We start from the raw sequence: 15,123 nt of genomic DNA, 5'->3' as shown, positions 1-15,123 counted from the left end.
AAATGTCAGGAAAGCTGGATTATTGTTAATAAAAAGTGGTAAAATGGAAATAACATCGTTATCAAAAAAAACTTCTGCCGCTAGTGGAGACATGCCTTACAATCGACATGGGGGGTGGGCTTTGTGAACCTCGAACAATTGGAAAAACTCATGGAAAAAGAACGCCGTGAACTGAATCGCATGGCTGACTTACACGGATTAAAAGATGAACGTGTATTGGACAAATCCTCCAGACTTGACCGTATTATGGACAAGTACCTTCACACCAAGCGTGCAATAAACCAAACACACTCATAGAAGCAAGCTACATCGCTGCCCCTCAGGGCAGCTTTTTTATGATGTAAACAGTATTTGTCCTCCTTCGGTACACATCTGCATCGTACTCACCTTCTCGCGGACTGACTACTTCCCGCCATATTCCGTCCGCAACAATTGCTGTGTGAACGATATCCATTCTCTGGCGGCAAAGGACAGATAGCGATCGTTCCGCCAGATCATCCCCAAATGCCAAGGAATGACGGGATTCACCAATGGAAGAACACGCAAGCGCTCAGAATCCAGATCTCGGCAAATGGCCTCCGGCAACAGAGCTACCCCCAGATTTGCAGCAACCATTTCGCTAATCAGATCCCATTGTGAGCTCTCGTAGACTACACGCGGCTGAAAGCCAGCCCGTACACATTCCGCAATAATACGGTCATGCAGCGTAAAATCCTCACGGAACAGTACAAATGCCTCCTCCGCCAGCGCAGATAACGGTACCTCCTTGCACTCTGCCAATGCATGCGTAGGATGAACGAGCAAATTCAGCTTTTCCTCCACAAACAGAAATGTCTCAAACATATCTCCAACCGCAGGCAGCACAATCACCCCGATATCCAATGCTCCGGCTTCTACGTCCTGTTCCACTTTCTTCGCCCCGTCCTCAAATAATTGAATGGTCACATCAGGATATGCCTTATGAAATTCTCCAATGACACGCGGAAAAAAGCTCGATCCGACCATAGGGGGCAGGCCAATACGGATATGTCCTTTTTTCAGGTTCATCAAATCACTCAGCTCCGAGGACAGGCTCTGAAAGGACTTTACAATCGCTTGTGCTTGAAGCTCAATTACCTTGCCCGCATCCGTCAATTCGATTCTTTTGCCAATTCGGTCGAACAAAGCGACCCCCAGTTCATCTTCCAGACTTTTAATCGTCTTACTGATCGTCGGCTGGGTAATAAACATGCTCTGGGCTGCCTTTGTAAAGCTACGCAACCGCGCGACTTCCAAAAAATATTGTAAATGTCGGATATCCAAACCTACACCTTCTCTCATAGACAAACGGAATAGATCACATTCTTTATATGCATTTTACTCATGAAAGCTTGTGATGTAAAATTTCATTACAGTTTGAAAATAACCGATCTCAAAGATAGGAGCCATTATATATGAAAAGCTTCATACGCGGTGTCCTCCAGATCGCCGTCCTGATGGCCTTTTCGCTCATCCTGAACGCGGTAGTCTCCTGGCTCCACCTGCCTGTACCCGGTAGTATCATTGGTATGCTGCTCCTTTTTATTCTGCTGCAAACCGGCTTGGTCCGGCTAAGCTGGATTGAAGTTGGCGCAAACTGGTTGCTGGCCGAGCTGCTATTATTCTTTATCCCCTCCGCTGTCGGCGTTATGAATTATTGGCCGATGCTGGAACACGATGGTATGAGCATCATGCTGGTCGTGTTGCTCGGCACCTTTCTGGTGATGGCCTGCACAGGTATGGTCGCCAGTCTGCTTGGTAAACGAAAGGAGCATAAATCATCATGACCGGTCTTCTATGTATTGTATTGACACTTGCTATTTACTGGATGGCCAAACGCATGTACCGCACACTGCCCAAAGTGTATTTGTCTCCATTGCTCATTACACCTATTGTTATCATTTTGATTTTGACGCTGACGGGTGTGAACTACCGTTCTTATAATTCGGGCGCCCACTTGCTGTCCATGCTGCTACAGCCAGCTACGATTGCATTTGCTGTCCCTTTGTACCGATATTTCCCTGTGTTAAAAAAACACGCGACTCAAATCGTGCTTAGCGTGCTGTCTGGGTCTGTTGTAGCCGTGTTGTCCTCCATGGCGCTTGCCAAGTGGATGCACCTGAATTCTTCGCTGCTGAGCAGCCTGATTCCTCGCTCCATTACGACACCCATTGCGATGAATGTATCGCAAACGATTGGCGGCAATCCGACGGTCACAGCTGTATTCGTTATTCTGACCGGTTTGAGCGGTCTTATTATCGGTCCGATGATTGTAAAACTGTTCCGTATTGAAAATGAAGTCTCACGTGGGGTGCTGCTCGGTACCGGTGCTCATGGTACTGGCACTTCCAAAGCCTTCGAGTTCAGTTCGCTGACGGGGACGATATCCAGCATCTCGATGGTGCTCGCCGCTCTCTTTACCTTGGCAGCCGCCCCGTTCCTGTTCCACTTGATGCTGTAAGCAATATGTATACAAAGAAGCAGCGATTCTCTTGTTATTGGAGAATCGCTGCTTCTTTGCTTTCGGTCTATGCCGCGAAGCGGGCGCAACAGCTATTGGAACAACGGTCCGTTCGCGGAGCGTCCATCTGAAGTACCGACGAATATCCTTCTCTAAAGCAAGGAGACGCTCAAGAAAACGCACCCTTCACTGCACTCAGATTGCCTTAACGACGCCAGATTTCTTCTCTGCCTCTGCCTCTACAGGCGTTACAGCTTCATACAGGTAAGCATCCAGCTCAGCCGTATATTGTCGTGCTTGCGCAGCGCTCCAGCCTGCATGTTCGGACATTAATGCAATGGCGGGCTGTTTCCAGCGCTTCACCTCGTCAATTTGGAAGAACAGCGCCCCGGTTCGGCGTATGAAAAAATCAGACGGTGTCACCGTCATTTCCTGTTCCATCGCATACAGGAGCGGGACACGCACTTCCACAGGGAGCGCCGCTTCCTGCTCGGTAGCCTCCTTCATGCTCCGTACCGCTATGGCAAACAGCCGCTCTGTGTTGGAGCCATAGCGGGTAGCCCATGCTCTAGCTATATCCGACGACAAACCGAGCGCAACACCTGCTGCGGTTTGCTTACCTACGTACACGTCCCAGCCCGCCGAGCCGCCTACGCCGCCACCCGAAATCGGGATATGTCTGGTGCGGCATGCCCGGAAGCTTTGCCCGTGCAAGCGTCCCAGCTCCCGTACCGCACGATCCACGACGAGTTCGGACATTTTCCGGTAGCCCGTCAGCTTGCCGCCTGCAATCGTGATCAGACCTGAACGGGATTCCCAAATTTCGTCCTTGCGTGAAATTTCCGAAGGACTTTTACCGTCTTCATAAATGAGCGGCCGTACCCCAGCCCAACTGGATTCTACATCCGTAACAGTCAATTTCACATCTGGGAACATTCCGTTGATCGCTTGAAGCACATAGGCCCGATCTTCGGCGGTCATCCGAGGGTGCGCCGTATCCCCTTCATACACCGTGTCGGTCGTACCTGCATAGGTTTTTCCATCACGTGGGATGGCAAATACCATGCGTCCATCCGGCGTATCGAAGTACACTGCCTGTTTGAGTGGAAAGCGCTCAGCATCGAACACCAGGTGAACACCTTTCGTCAGGCGTAGCACCTTGCCCTCTTTGGAGCGATCCATTTCCCGTAACGTATCTACCCATGGTCCGGCCGCATTAATAACCAGCGAAGCTCGAATTTCGTATGGCTTTCCCGTTAACCGGTCCGTTACGCCTGCACCGCTTATTCGTCCTTCGTCATACAGCAGCTTGTCAGCCTTGGCATAGTTCACCGCCAGCGCCCCTCGTGTAACAGCTTCCTTCATGACTTCAATCGTCAGGCGAGCGTCATCTGTGCGGTACTCCACATAGCTGCCGCTCCCCTTCAGTCCATCACGCTTCAGCAAAGGCTCGCGCTCTAGCGTAGCCTGGATGTCGAGCATACGACGGCGCTCACTACGCTTAACGCCAGCAAGGAAATCATATACTAGTAGCCCGACAGAGGTGGTAAATGCGTTAAACGTGCCGCCCTTGTGAAAAGGAAGCAGCATACGCTCCGGTATGGTCACATGTGGGCCATTTTCGAATACGATGGCCCGCTCCTTCCCAACCTCGGCTACCATCTTAACTTCAAACTGCTTCAAATAACGAAGACCCCCATGCACTAGCTTGGTCGAGCGGCTGGACGTACCTGCTGCAAAATCCTGCATCTCCACCAGTGCTGTCTTCAAACCACGATCCGCCGCATCCAGCGCAATCCCCGCCCCTGTAATGCCGCCGCCAATAATTAAAATATCAAAATGCTCATCTCCCATACGTTCCAAAACAGCGGTTCTCTCCTGCGCAGCAAATCCCTGTTCTACCATCATGTATCCCTCCAGCTTTGTATATATTCACGATGCAAACTGCCAACCGAATCATCATAAGGTACAAAAAAAGACCACGAACATCGCTGCGGCGGATGCCGAGCGGTTCATGGTCTCTCCAAGTCTCCTGACGAGTATTAACTTATCTATATCGTAGCACACACGATACGCTATGAAAAGGGAAATCTGCCTGTTGCCACATGGCTGCCTTCTATCGTAAAACCATCCCTACTTGAACGCCATTGCGGCATGAACTGCCTTTTTCCAACCACCATAAAGCCTAGCCCGCACGTCTTCACTCATGGACGGAGTAAAGGTTTGATCACTCTGAGCATATCCCCGGACTTCATCCAGACTGCTCCAAAACCCAACTGCCAGTCCCGCTAAATACGCCGCACCGAGTGCAGTTGTCTCGTTCACAGCAGGTCGTTCTACAGGTAGATCGAGAATATCGCTCTGGAACTGCATCAGGAACTCGTTCATCACTGCACCCCCATCTACACGCAATGAACGCACAGGTACACCCGAGTCGCTCGCCATGGCAGTTAGGACATCTTTAGTCTGGTAGGCCAGCGATTCCAGTACCGCTCGTATAAAGTGCTCCTTGGTCGTTCCCCGCGTCAAACCAAATGTCGCACCGCGCACGTCACTGTCCCAATACGGGCTGCCCAGACCCACAAAGGCCGGGACAAAATATACCCCTTCCGTCGAGTTCACACGCGCCGCATACGCTTCACTATCTTTGGCTTCGCGGAACATACGCAACCCATCACGCAGCCACTGAATAGCAGATCCGGCTACAAAAATGCTGCCCTCCAGCGCATACTTCACCTGACCGTTCAGCCCCCATGCAATGGTTGTAATCAGTCCATGCTCCGATTCACAGGGTTCATCTCCGGTATTCATCAACATAAAGCATCCCGTACCGTAAGTATTTTTAATCATGCCCTTGTCAAAGCAACCCTGACCGAACAGAGCTGCTTGCTGATCACCCGCCGCTCCGGCAATAGGGATTTCCTGTCCAAAAAAGTGATAATCCACCGTATGCGCATATATCTCAGAGGATGATTTCACCTCTGGCAACATAGACGCGGGAACGCCGAGAATATCCAGCAGCTCCTCATCCCATTGTAGCTCATAAATGTTGTACATGAGTGTACGGGCCGCATTGGAGTAGTCCGTTACATGTGCTTTACCACCGGACAATCTCCAGATTAGCCAGGTATCAATCGTACCCAACAGCAAATCCCCGCGCTCTGCTTGAGCTCGTGCCCCTTCGACGTTGTCGAGTATCCATTTGACCTTGGTGCCAGAAAAGTAGGGATCAATGAGTAGTCCCGTTTTGCTATGAAAAATATGATCAAATCCACGGCTTTTCAATTCCTCGCAGATCCCGGCTGTTTGCCGTGACTGCCATACCAGCGCATGATATACAGGCAGACCCGTATGTTTATCCCACACCACTACGGTTTCCCGTTGATTGGTAATACCAATCCCGGCAATTTGGCTGGCTTTCACCCCTGATTCCGATAAGCAGGAGGCGATGACGGCCAAAATAGAGCTCCATATCTCATTTGCGTTTTGCTCTACCCACCCCGGCTGGGGAAAATACTGTGGGAACTCCCGTTGTGCCTTGTATACCACTTTTCCCTGCCGATCAAACAAGATGGCCCGCGAACTGGTTGTGCCCTGATCCAAGGCAAGAATGTATTGCTCCATCACTTCCCAGCCTCCTTGCATATTTATGTATTGTTGCCCACTTGATTCAAATAAAGGCTATTGCTTATAATGCTCGAACAGTTGTTTATTGGAGGTCGTAACTGCTGTAGCTCCCGCAGCCAACGCCGCTTCCACATCCTCTGGGGTGCGAATAAGTCCGCCCGCCAAAATAGGAATGCCCGTGCGTTCGCTGACCTCCTTAATCATCGGCGGAACAACACCGGGCAGTACCTCAATATAATCAGGTCGTGTTTTTTCCACCAGCGCGTAGCTTTTTTCCAGCGCAATCGTATCGAGCAGGAACACCCGCTGTACAGCAAGAATCCCCTTCTTTTTAGCGGTTGCGATCACCCCGGACCGGGTCGAAATGATCCCAAATGGCTTAATTTCCTGACACAAATATTCAGCCGCATATTCGTCATTCTTCAAACCTTGCACCAGGTCGGCATGTAGGAGCATTTGCTTGCTGCGACTTCTAGCCATCTGGTACAGGTTGCGCAGCTGCGCTACATGCGTATCCAGAAAAACAGCATACTCATAAGAACTGTCCAAAATACCCTCCAGCTGCTTCATATGCTTAGCTGCAGGTAAAATGCGTTGTCCCTGAAATGGCATGGATATCCCCCTTAGGCTGAATGTCGGTCAAACTCGTTCAAATTTTATATTATCACTCTGTTCGACGAACGTGAAGCGGTTTCATTGTAGATATGTATAAAGGCTGCCTTCCCTGCAATAGATGTCAGCAGGAAGAAGACAGCCTAATCGTTCAAAGGAACTGGATCAAATCACACGACGGCACCCTTAAAATGCTCTATAGTGTACTAGCCCTCAAACCCTTGGCGCAGCCATGAGGTAGCGAGCGTGATCGCACCGCGCTTGGCCGCGGTTTCCGACAATGGGTTCAGCATCACAAAGTCGTGGATGATGCCCTGAAAGCGTGCAGCGGTTACCTCTACCCCTGCTTCACGCAGCTTATTCGCATAGGCCTCACCTTCATCACGTAGCACATCGGCCTCGCCTGTAATGACCAGCGCACGCGGTAGCCCGTTGAGCTGTTCTATGGTGGCACGTAACGGGGACGCCGTAATCTGCGCTCGTTCATTGGGATCTGTCGTATATTGATCCCAAAACCATTGCATTCCTTCGCGGCTCAGGAAATATCCTGTGGCGAACTCCTGATAGGATTCCGTGTCAAAGGAAGCGTCCGTCACCGGATAAAATAACAACTGCTGCCGGATGGCAGGACCACTGCGTTCTTTGGCCAGCAGCGTTACGGCCGCGGTCATGTTGCCGCCGACACTGTCTCCGGCTATCGTCAGCGTATCGGGCTTCAGTCCATGCTCGCGCCCATGCTGTGCCACCCATTGAACGACCGCGTAAATTTCCTCAATCGCCGTCGGATATTTAGCTTCAGGTGCCAAGCTGTATTCCGGGAATACAACGGCTGCCTGTGAGCCGACTGCCAATTCACGAATCAGACGATCATGCGTGTGAGTATTACCGAATACCCAGCCTGCTCCGTGAATATATACAATGACCGGCAGATCGCTTGTCACTTGTTGTGGACGAACAATTCTGACCTTTACCTCACCGCCAGGCCCACCTGGAATAGTTAGATCTTCTACATCTGCGGCAGGTTTGTCTGCTGGACCGGATTGAACCTCATTGACCGTTTCACGTCCTTTTTCAGGACCCAAACCATATAGAAACGGAGGTTTGGCATTATCGTCTGCAAATTTCTGTGCTGCGGGTTCAAGCTGTACTTTTTTACTCATATCGATTCACTCTTCCCTTCTTATCTGTGGTCTACATATATCCAATATGGCTTAAGTTTGCTCATTCAGTTTCACCTTATATATTTAAACGAGTTCCTCTCTTTCCAATCGGAGGACTTTAGTTTGCCCAATAGAAGAGCTTGACTTTTATTTTGTGTTGTAACTATAATAGTTACATATTAAAGTTCGTAAATGCACTGGGTACACTTACGATCAAACGAATGAATCATCCACATCATATTTATAGGAGGCTATCTATTATGAAAATTGCAGTTATTGGTGCAACCGGTAAAGCAGGAAGTAACATCGTAAAAGAAGCATTAGACAGAGGGCATGAAGTAACCGCCATCGTCCGTGACTCGGCTAAAGTTACAGAAAATCGTGCTACTGTAGTACAAAAAGACGTTTTTGGTCTGAAAACAGATGATCTGAAAGGCTTTGACGTAGTCGTTAATGCATTTGCCGCTCCACTCGGACAAGAGCATCTGCATGTCGATGCAGGTAACGTACTAATTGAAGGCCTGCGTAATGTATCCGGTACTCGCCTAATTGTTGTAGGTGGTGCAGGCAGCTTGTTCACTGACGAATCCCAAACATTTTTGGTAAAAGATGCTCCCAGCTTCCCTGATTTCGTATATCCAACAGCAAATAACCAAGGAAAAAACCTGGAAATTTTGCGTGGTACCAGCAACCTGAACTGGACTTTCATTAGTCCTTCTGCGGAATTTGCTTTGGGTAAACGCACAGGCTCTTACCAAGTGGGAAAAGACACGCTGTTGGTTAATTCCAAAGGTGCAAGCTATGTCAGCTACGAAGATTATGCGGTTGCCGTAGTGGACGAAATCGAAAAACCACAACATCTGAACCAACGTTTCACTGTCGTATCCGAGTCCTAATTACTGTGTTCTCGCAGCACATTTAGCATAAAAAGACCCTTCGCCCATTCTCTCATGCTGCACGCTATGAGAAATTGAACCCGAAGGGTCTTTTTGTTATGACCTGTTGATACTCTCGCTATGACTTGTCCGTGCTGACCTTCTTTTCTGTATCGTGAGCGGAAGTCTCCCTCTTATCGCTAAAACACAGCTTGAGAATCGGAGGCGAAGCCAAGGTCGTCAGAATGATGGCAATGATCACCGATGTAAAATATTGCTGTGCCAACAGACCCGACTGTAGACCGGTAGCTGCGATAATAAGTGCGACCTCGCCGCGAGATATCATCCCGGAGCCGATCGCAAGGGCAGAACGGTTATCGAAGCCCGTCAGCCGCGCCCCGAGTCCTCCCCAGAATAGCTACGACGAAGAAAGCTAGCTTTTTGCCAACAAGAAGTCCCAACGAAGTTTCTCCACCCATACCGAATATACTCATTACTACCGCTAGCAGCACGCCGATTTCAGACATATTATGAATCAGCGAGTCATTCCGAACCCATCCTAATACGGCTGGACCCGGGACAATTCCTGCGATCAGCTTTCCCAACACCGCTGGTTGACCGAGCTTGACAGACACATGACCCACGACTTTTGTGAACAGTAGAATCAGCAGAAGATATAGTATAAATTGCATAAAATAAAAAGGGAAACCTGAAATAAAGCACAGCTTCCCCTAAAAAAAACATGAAGGAGCCTTGGTGACAGGCTCCTCCGGTAAATTCATATATTCTTTTAATGTTGTCGGTCATACTTGCGCAAACGAGCAATTTTATCTCTTCTGCAAACCCGTGTAAACGTGTTGAATCAATTTTCTGCTTTTTTCACATAGCGGTCGCGGTATTCGTGGTCCAGCATACTCATCAGAATCGAATCATGGTATTCATAATTGTAGAATAAAGCATCCCGCTGCACACCTTCGCGCTGAAAGCCTACTTTTTCATAGCAACGAATGGCACGTTCATTAAAATCAAACACATTCAGCTCAATCCGATGCAGATTACAGATACCGAATCCGTAACCCAGAATGAGTACAAGCGCTTCGGTGCCGTAGCCTTTCCCCTGATTTCCCTGCTCATTGATCGCAATACGGATGTTGGCACTGCGGTTCAGGCTGTCCATATCCTGCAGGGCTATATCCCCAATGACACGATCATCTTCGCGAAGCGCAATCAACAGCAACAGGCTTGAGGTGTCCTGTCCTTTAGCTTCAATATAACGGGCAATTTGATCCTTGGTAAAGCTGCGTTGTGTGCCTGTCAGCCTCCGCACATCCTGATGGAACAATGTATTATAGTATAGCTCGGTGTCCTCTACGTTAACGGGACGCAAGTACACCTGTGATCCTTCAAGTAACCGTGCCACAGGCTCTGAGGCTGAAGTTTGTTGAGTCATCATGATCTCTCCCATGCTAAAAATATAAATGACGAAAATCAAAGCAAATTATTGTGCAAGTTCGACTACGCAAGGTCTGCATTTTGCTCCGTAGGCAGGCTAGAATCAGCGAGGGACTCGCGCCAAATTACGGATTGAAGCAGCAGGCCTGCCAAACCCAAGATTCCAACAGTCATCCCGATCCAGACAAAAGCCGTTCCCGCCCCTGCTATTCGGATCAATACTCCCCCTGCAAGCGGGGAAACGACCATGATTGCTCCAATCACGGTACTTTGGATACCAAAGACGCGCCCCACCATATCAGCAGGGGTTTTGGCTTGTAATATATAATTCTGGGTGATAATGTACAGGCCGTTGCCCAAGCCCAGCACGGCCCCGATCATAAGCAGTACGGGCAATCCTGTTCCGGGTTGTGCCCAGCCTAAAGCAGCAATAGCTCCGCCAACCAGCACATATCCACCACCGAGCCCCCAGCCTGCGCTTATGCGATTCAAGCGATTAAGCACAAGCATGCAGCCGACGGCGCCAGCACCAATGGCTGAAACCAGCCAGCCAAGCAGTGATTCATTACCCGGAGCGAGCACTCGCAGCAATGTAGGGAACTGGTAGTCGATCATGAGAATGGCGATTAAGCCGAAAAGTCCGAATATAAGCGTATGCAAAAGCATTCGACTGCGCCATAAGAACGCCCAGCCCTCGCGCCATTGGTTGAAAAACCGAGATGCGCGGACATGCTCCTCCCGCATTTTGGCTTCATCGGCCTTAGGCGCTGTATGGGCAGCCGCCTTTCCTTGCTGCCCGGCTGCAACAGCTTGTTGGTCTGCGCTGGCCAGCGCCGGACCGATTCCGCGGAGCGGCCACAGCAACAGGCCGGAACAGAGACGCAGCAATGCATTGAGAATAATGCATGCCTGAGGGGACAACACAGTCAAGGTCATAGCGCCCAGTAATGGCCCCGCCACTTTGGAGGCCTGATTGACCAGCCCATTCAGTGAGGTCGCCCGAAACAGGTCGTCGCTGGCGACTACCGTGCGGGTCAAGCCTTGCTGTGAAGGCATTTGGAATACGCCAGCCGCCGCGCGCAGACCGAGCAAAGGCAGCAGCCACGCCGGGCCCGGGACGGCGAGGATCGCCAGCGTCAATAAGGCGATAGCTGCATCGCAGACGATCATCAGCCGAGCCTTGTGTACCCGGTCGGCTAACGTGCCCGCGATGGAACCCAGCAGCAGACCCGGTAGGGCCATCACTACCGGAATCAGCGCAATCATCATAGGGTCGGCTTCCCAGCGATAGGCAACAAGCACCTGAATGGCGATAGCATCAAACCAATCGCCAAAGGAGGCAGCCGTGTGCGCCGCAAACATCCGCCGAAAACGGCCATTGCGCCAAATGCTAGGCGTGGATTGCAGTTCTTTCTTTTCCTTCATTATCTACTCACCCTGCTCTCATTTTCAGCTTCTTTTAGCAATAAGAACATTCTAGCGGGTCTATATCAGAGGAAAATCAGACAGCTAAAAACATCAGACAACAGAAAGTGTTTGCTCCAACCAGTGCCTTAGCGCCTGACGATGCAGTGTTAAACTGTTGTCCCGGTCAAGCCGATCATATTGAGCCGCATATTTCTCTTCCAGCGTGGGATAAGAACCGCAGAGCTTCAAAAAACCGCGGATTTGGCAGACCGCTTTGATTTTTAGCAATTCCTGTTTAGCCATATCAAGGGTATCCAGCCCTTCATCCATAAGCCGCTCGGCGTTGTTCACATCTCCAGTACGCAAAAGCATAAGTCCGCGCATCATGCGATAACGGCCCAGTTCGCGTAAATATGGAGCCTCCGACAGCATGCCTTCCAGACGATCAGACAGTTCCGCAGCCTTTTCCATATGATCGGAAACCAGATGCATGTACATCTCCATCAGCGCAACTGGCATCACAAATTTATCGAGATTATCCCGTTCCATGACTCTCAAGGTTAGTGGTAGACCTTCCTGTGCGCGTTCAGGTTCTCCATTTTCCACATAAGCCTCCAAGATGTTGAGAATGCGTAATTCTCGTTCCTGTTCACTGGACAGCAGCCTGCTGGAAAGCGCACACTCACATAGAGTAATCCCCTCATCCGTTACCCCTGCTGTGCCCGTAAATAGCAGCAACATCCAATACAATCGGTCTACAGGGGCAAAATCCTCCCGCTCCAAGAACCAGGACACATCCGCCTGTACAAAACGGGTATACATTTGATAAAAGGCAGACATTTGAAAACCCATCTGCTCCTGCTGGGCAGCCAGCGCTACGATGGAATTCCCCTGCCCCAACAGCTGGTATTTCCGGAAAAGTCCATGTACGGCGTCCTGCACCTCCTGATCGAGCAAGGACGGATGATTCTGTGGCTGCACGTCAGTCAAGGTCAAGCTGTAGCCATACCCTCTAACCGTATGAATACGGAGCCCATCCCATGACTTAAGTTTTTTGCGCAATCTATAGATATGATCATCCACCGTACGCTCCACCGGATACTCCAGCGGCCACACGCGATCCAGCAGTTGTTCCCGGGTGAACACCTGATTCCGGTTATCATACAGAAAGCGCAACAGCGCAAATTCTTTAGCCAACAACATAACACGATCTGCATTACAGACCACACTGTAGCCATCTGCATCAAATTGTAGCCTGATCATCCACCTCGCCTCCGATATATCGTTTCTTAGCTGCACCTAGCCCTATAAACATAAGCAACACACTCAGACACAAGAGCAGCAGCAGCGGGATTGTCCAGCCTTGCGTCGCATCATGCAGATAACCGAACAGCGTCGGTCCTGTTGCTGCTAGCAAATAACCAAAGGATTGTGCCATACCAGACAGCTCTGCTGCCTGCTGCGGTGTCCGCGTCCGCAAATTAAAGAACATCATCACTAACGGGAAAGCAAAACCACCCGCTATACCGATACAAATGACCCAAATCACACTCCACTGTGTAGCCCCAAGCAGAAATCCACCCAGACCGATAAAATACAGCGCAGCCATAATCAGAACCAATATCCGCTGATCCTTCACCCGCGCTGCCCAAATAGGCACAATAAAAGTAAATGGCATTTGTGAAAACTGCAGCACGGACAGCATCCATCCCGCAGTCTCTGAATCCATCCCCTGTCCGCTCATCATTTCGGGAAACCAAGCGGCAGGAACATAGAACAGGGCAGATTGCAGCCCCATAAACAGCGTCACCTTCCAAGCCAAAGACGATGTATACACATTCACAGTTCGGGCAGACACTGCCGCTTTATTGGCTGTTTTGCGGGCCTTAAGGAGTTGGGGCACCCAGAGTAAAATACCTACGACACCCACAATTGCCCATATTCCCAAAGCACCGCGCCAGCCCATACCTCCGTTCAGAGCCAGCGGTATGCTCAGCCCGGATGCTGTTGCAGCAACCACATTCATGGATACTGAGTATACGCCGGTCATCAGTCCGCTGTTGCGAGGAAACTCCTCTTTGATCAGACTGGGCAGCAACACATTACACACGGCTATAGCCAGTCCCAGCATGGCAGTCCCGACAAATAATGCGGTCACCCCCAGCGTTGAGCGCACCACAATACCTGCGGTCAACAGCAGCAAGGCTGCAAAAATAATAAGAGATGACCCGAAGCGGCGCGACAGTTTGGCTACAAAAGGCGACAACAGGGCAAAAGCCAGCAACGGCAATGTCGTTAATAGGCCACTCAGTGTATTCGAAATATGCAAAGAATCCTTAATCAAACCGATAAGAGGTCCTACCGAGGTAATCGAGGCGCGCAGATTGGCACCTACCAGAATGATCCCTATGGCAAGCACCCAAGGACCGGCATGCCACAAAGATTTGTATACCAAAGCTCGTTGGTGTTGCTGTGAACTCATCTCTCCATTCTCCTATCTATCTGTGTTATGCTCAAAGGCTCCAACCAAGTGTACGGCTGGAGCCTAGCAATTTTTATCTCATTAAATTATAAAGGCATTCGTGCCATATGCATAGGACGGATCGAAACAGCGCTCCAAGTCTTCAAGTTCAGCATATAGCTTCATTAAAAAATAAAAGCTGCCTGAAAGGATAGTTTCCTTTTGAGGCAGCTTTCAGTTCATAAACTTCGATGCGACCAGCGCTGCTTAACGTACCAGCCAGCCGCCGTCCACCGCCAAGATATGACCGTTCATGTAGTCGGAACCCTGACTAGCGAGGAAAACCACAACTCCCATCAAATCAGACGGATCGCCCCAACGACCCGCAGGAATACGCGACAAGATTTCTTGATTGCGACTTTCATCCGCACGGATTGGAGCTGTATTTGCCGTAGCAATATAACCCGGCGCAATCGCATTAATCTGAACGTTATGAACCGCCAGCTCATTCGCAAATGCCTTGGTCAAACCAGCTACCGCATGCTTGCTCGCTGTATACGGCGGAACGAACTTGCCACCCTGAAAAGCAAGCATAGAAGCGACATTGATAATCTTCCCGCTTTTTTGCTCTACCATCACCTTTGCCACTTCCTGGCTCAGGTGATATACGGCATTCAGGTTAATCTCCATAACAGCGTCCCAATCCTCATCTTTATACTCCAGCAGAGGGGCGCGACGAATCGTACCTGCATTGTTTACAAGGATATCAATTTTACCGAATTCATTGACGCATTCTTCTACAATTTTCTTAATGGATTCTTTCTCTGTCAGATCAGCCTGATAAAAGGCAACCTTCACACCCGTTGGCTCCAGCAAACGTCTTGTTTCTTCATATTCATCATTGTTAGCTACAATGAACAGATTTGCACCTGCTTTGGCCAAAGCTACGGAATATCCTTGACCCAAACCAGTGTTGCCTCCTGTTACAATCGCCGTTTTACCTTTTAGACTGAAAAAATCCAATGAAAAATTGTCCAGACCCATGCCTAC

General features: G+C 49.8%; 14 protein-coding genes and 1 pseudogene. 4 read left to right on the top strand and 11 right to left on the bottom strand.

Features of this window, described 5'->3' with window-relative positions:
- Positions 1–123 precede the first annotated feature (123 nt).
- Positions 124–297 (top strand): aspartyl-phosphate phosphatase Spo0E family protein, encoded by a 174-nt coding sequence (locus WA407_RS01640; protein WP_013312483.1) that lies wholly within the window; start codon positions 124–126, stop codon positions 295–297.
- Between the two features lie 105 nt (positions 298–402).
- Here WA407_RS01640 and cidR read toward each other — a convergent pair whose 3' ends face one another.
- Complete coding sequence (gene cidR, locus WA407_RS01635; RefSeq protein WP_336076763.1) at positions 403–1,302, bottom strand: cidABC operon transcriptional activator CidR; 900 nt, start codon at positions 1,300–1,302, stop codon at positions 403–405.
- A 131-nt stretch (positions 1,303–1,433) separates the two neighbouring features.
- Between cidR and WA407_RS01630 the strand changes: the two genes are divergently transcribed.
- Positions 1,434–1,805 carry a CidA/LrgA family protein gene (locus WA407_RS01630; RefSeq protein WP_235306620.1) on the top strand — a complete coding sequence of 124 codons (372 nt, stop codon included), beginning with the start codon at positions 1,434–1,436 and terminating at the stop codon, positions 1,803–1,805.
- Positions 1,802–2,479, top strand: a complete 678-nt coding sequence (locus WA407_RS01625; protein WP_013312486.1) for a CidB/LrgB family autolysis modulator — start codon at positions 1,802–1,804, stop codon at positions 2,477–2,479. The genes WA407_RS01630 and WA407_RS01625 overlap by 4 nt, the downstream gene beginning before the upstream one ends.
- 195 nt (positions 2,480–2,674) lie before the next feature.
- Here the strand turns inward: WA407_RS01625 and WA407_RS01620 are convergent, their stop codons facing one another.
- From WA407_RS01620 to WA407_RS01605, 4 genes are all read right to left on the bottom strand, one after another.
- Positions 2,675–4,384, bottom strand: coding sequence for a glycerol-3-phosphate dehydrogenase/oxidase (locus WA407_RS01620; protein WP_336076762.1), 1,710 nt, complete (start codon positions 4,382–4,384; stop codon positions 2,675–2,677).
- A 228-nt stretch (positions 4,385–4,612) separates the two neighbouring features.
- Positions 4,613–6,103 (bottom strand): glycerol kinase GlpK, encoded by a 1,491-nt coding sequence (gene glpK, locus WA407_RS01615; RefSeq protein WP_336076646.1) that lies wholly within the window; start codon positions 6,101–6,103, stop codon positions 4,613–4,615.
- Between the two features lie 57 nt (positions 6,104–6,160).
- A complete protein-coding gene (locus tag WA407_RS01610) occupies positions 6,161–6,718 on the bottom strand; it encodes a glycerol-3-phosphate responsive antiterminator (RefSeq protein WP_023990856.1) in 558 nt (185 codons plus the stop codon).
- A gap of 206 nt (positions 6,719–6,924) precedes the next feature.
- Positions 6,925–7,878, bottom strand: coding sequence for an alpha/beta hydrolase (locus tag WA407_RS01605; protein ID WP_336076645.1), 954 nt, complete (start codon positions 7,876–7,878; stop codon positions 6,925–6,927).
- Positions 7,879–8,138: 260 nt separating this feature from the next.
- Between WA407_RS01605 and WA407_RS01600 the strand changes: the two genes are divergently transcribed.
- Entirely contained in the window at positions 8,139–8,774 is a 636-nt protein-coding gene (locus tag WA407_RS01600) for an NAD(P)-dependent oxidoreductase (protein WP_336076644.1), read from the top strand.
- A gap of 118 nt (positions 8,775–8,892) precedes the next feature.
- Here WA407_RS01600 and WA407_RS01595 read toward each other — a convergent pair.
- The 6 genes and pseudogenes from WA407_RS01595 to kduD form a co-directional block, all read right to left on the bottom strand.
- A pseudogene (locus tag WA407_RS01595) lies at positions 8,893–9,445 on the bottom strand (cation:proton antiporter domain-containing protein).
- A 170-nt stretch (positions 9,446–9,615) separates the two neighbouring features.
- On the bottom strand, positions 9,616–10,206 hold the full coding sequence (locus WA407_RS01590) for a GNAT family N-acetyltransferase (RefSeq protein ID WP_442952016.1): 591 nt from the start codon (positions 10,204–10,206) through the stop codon (positions 9,616–9,618).
- A 62-nt stretch (positions 10,207–10,268) separates the two neighbouring features.
- Entirely contained in the window at positions 10,269–11,630 is a 1,362-nt protein-coding gene (locus WA407_RS01585) for an MFS transporter (RefSeq protein ID WP_336076642.1), read from the bottom strand.
- Positions 11,631–11,723: 93 nt separating this feature from the next.
- A complete protein-coding gene (locus WA407_RS01580; protein ID WP_336076641.1) occupies positions 11,724–12,875 on the bottom strand; it encodes a winged helix-turn-helix domain-containing protein in 1,152 nt (383 codons plus the stop codon).
- The gene (locus WA407_RS01575) at positions 12,856–14,094 is read right to left on the bottom strand and encodes a CynX/NimT family MFS transporter (protein ID WP_336076640.1); all 1,239 of its coding nucleotides are present in this window, start codon (positions 14,092–14,094) and stop codon (positions 12,856–12,858) included. The genes WA407_RS01580 and WA407_RS01575 overlap by 20 nt, the downstream gene beginning before the upstream one ends.
- Positions 14,095–14,340: 246 nt before the next feature.
- Entirely contained in the window at positions 14,341–15,117 is a 777-nt protein-coding gene (gene kduD, locus WA407_RS01570; RefSeq protein ID WP_061831955.1) for a 2-dehydro-3-deoxy-D-gluconate 5-dehydrogenase KduD, read from the bottom strand.
- Positions 15,118–15,123 lie beyond the last annotated feature (6 nt).

Origin of the sequence: Paenibacillus sp. 203 (genome assembly GCF_037027525.1) — a bacterium.
In the GTDB taxonomy this organism is placed as follows: Bacteria; Bacillota; Bacilli; order Paenibacillales; family Paenibacillaceae; genus Paenibacillus; species Paenibacillus polymyxa_B.
This window is presented reverse-complemented; position numbering and strand designations above follow the sequence as displayed.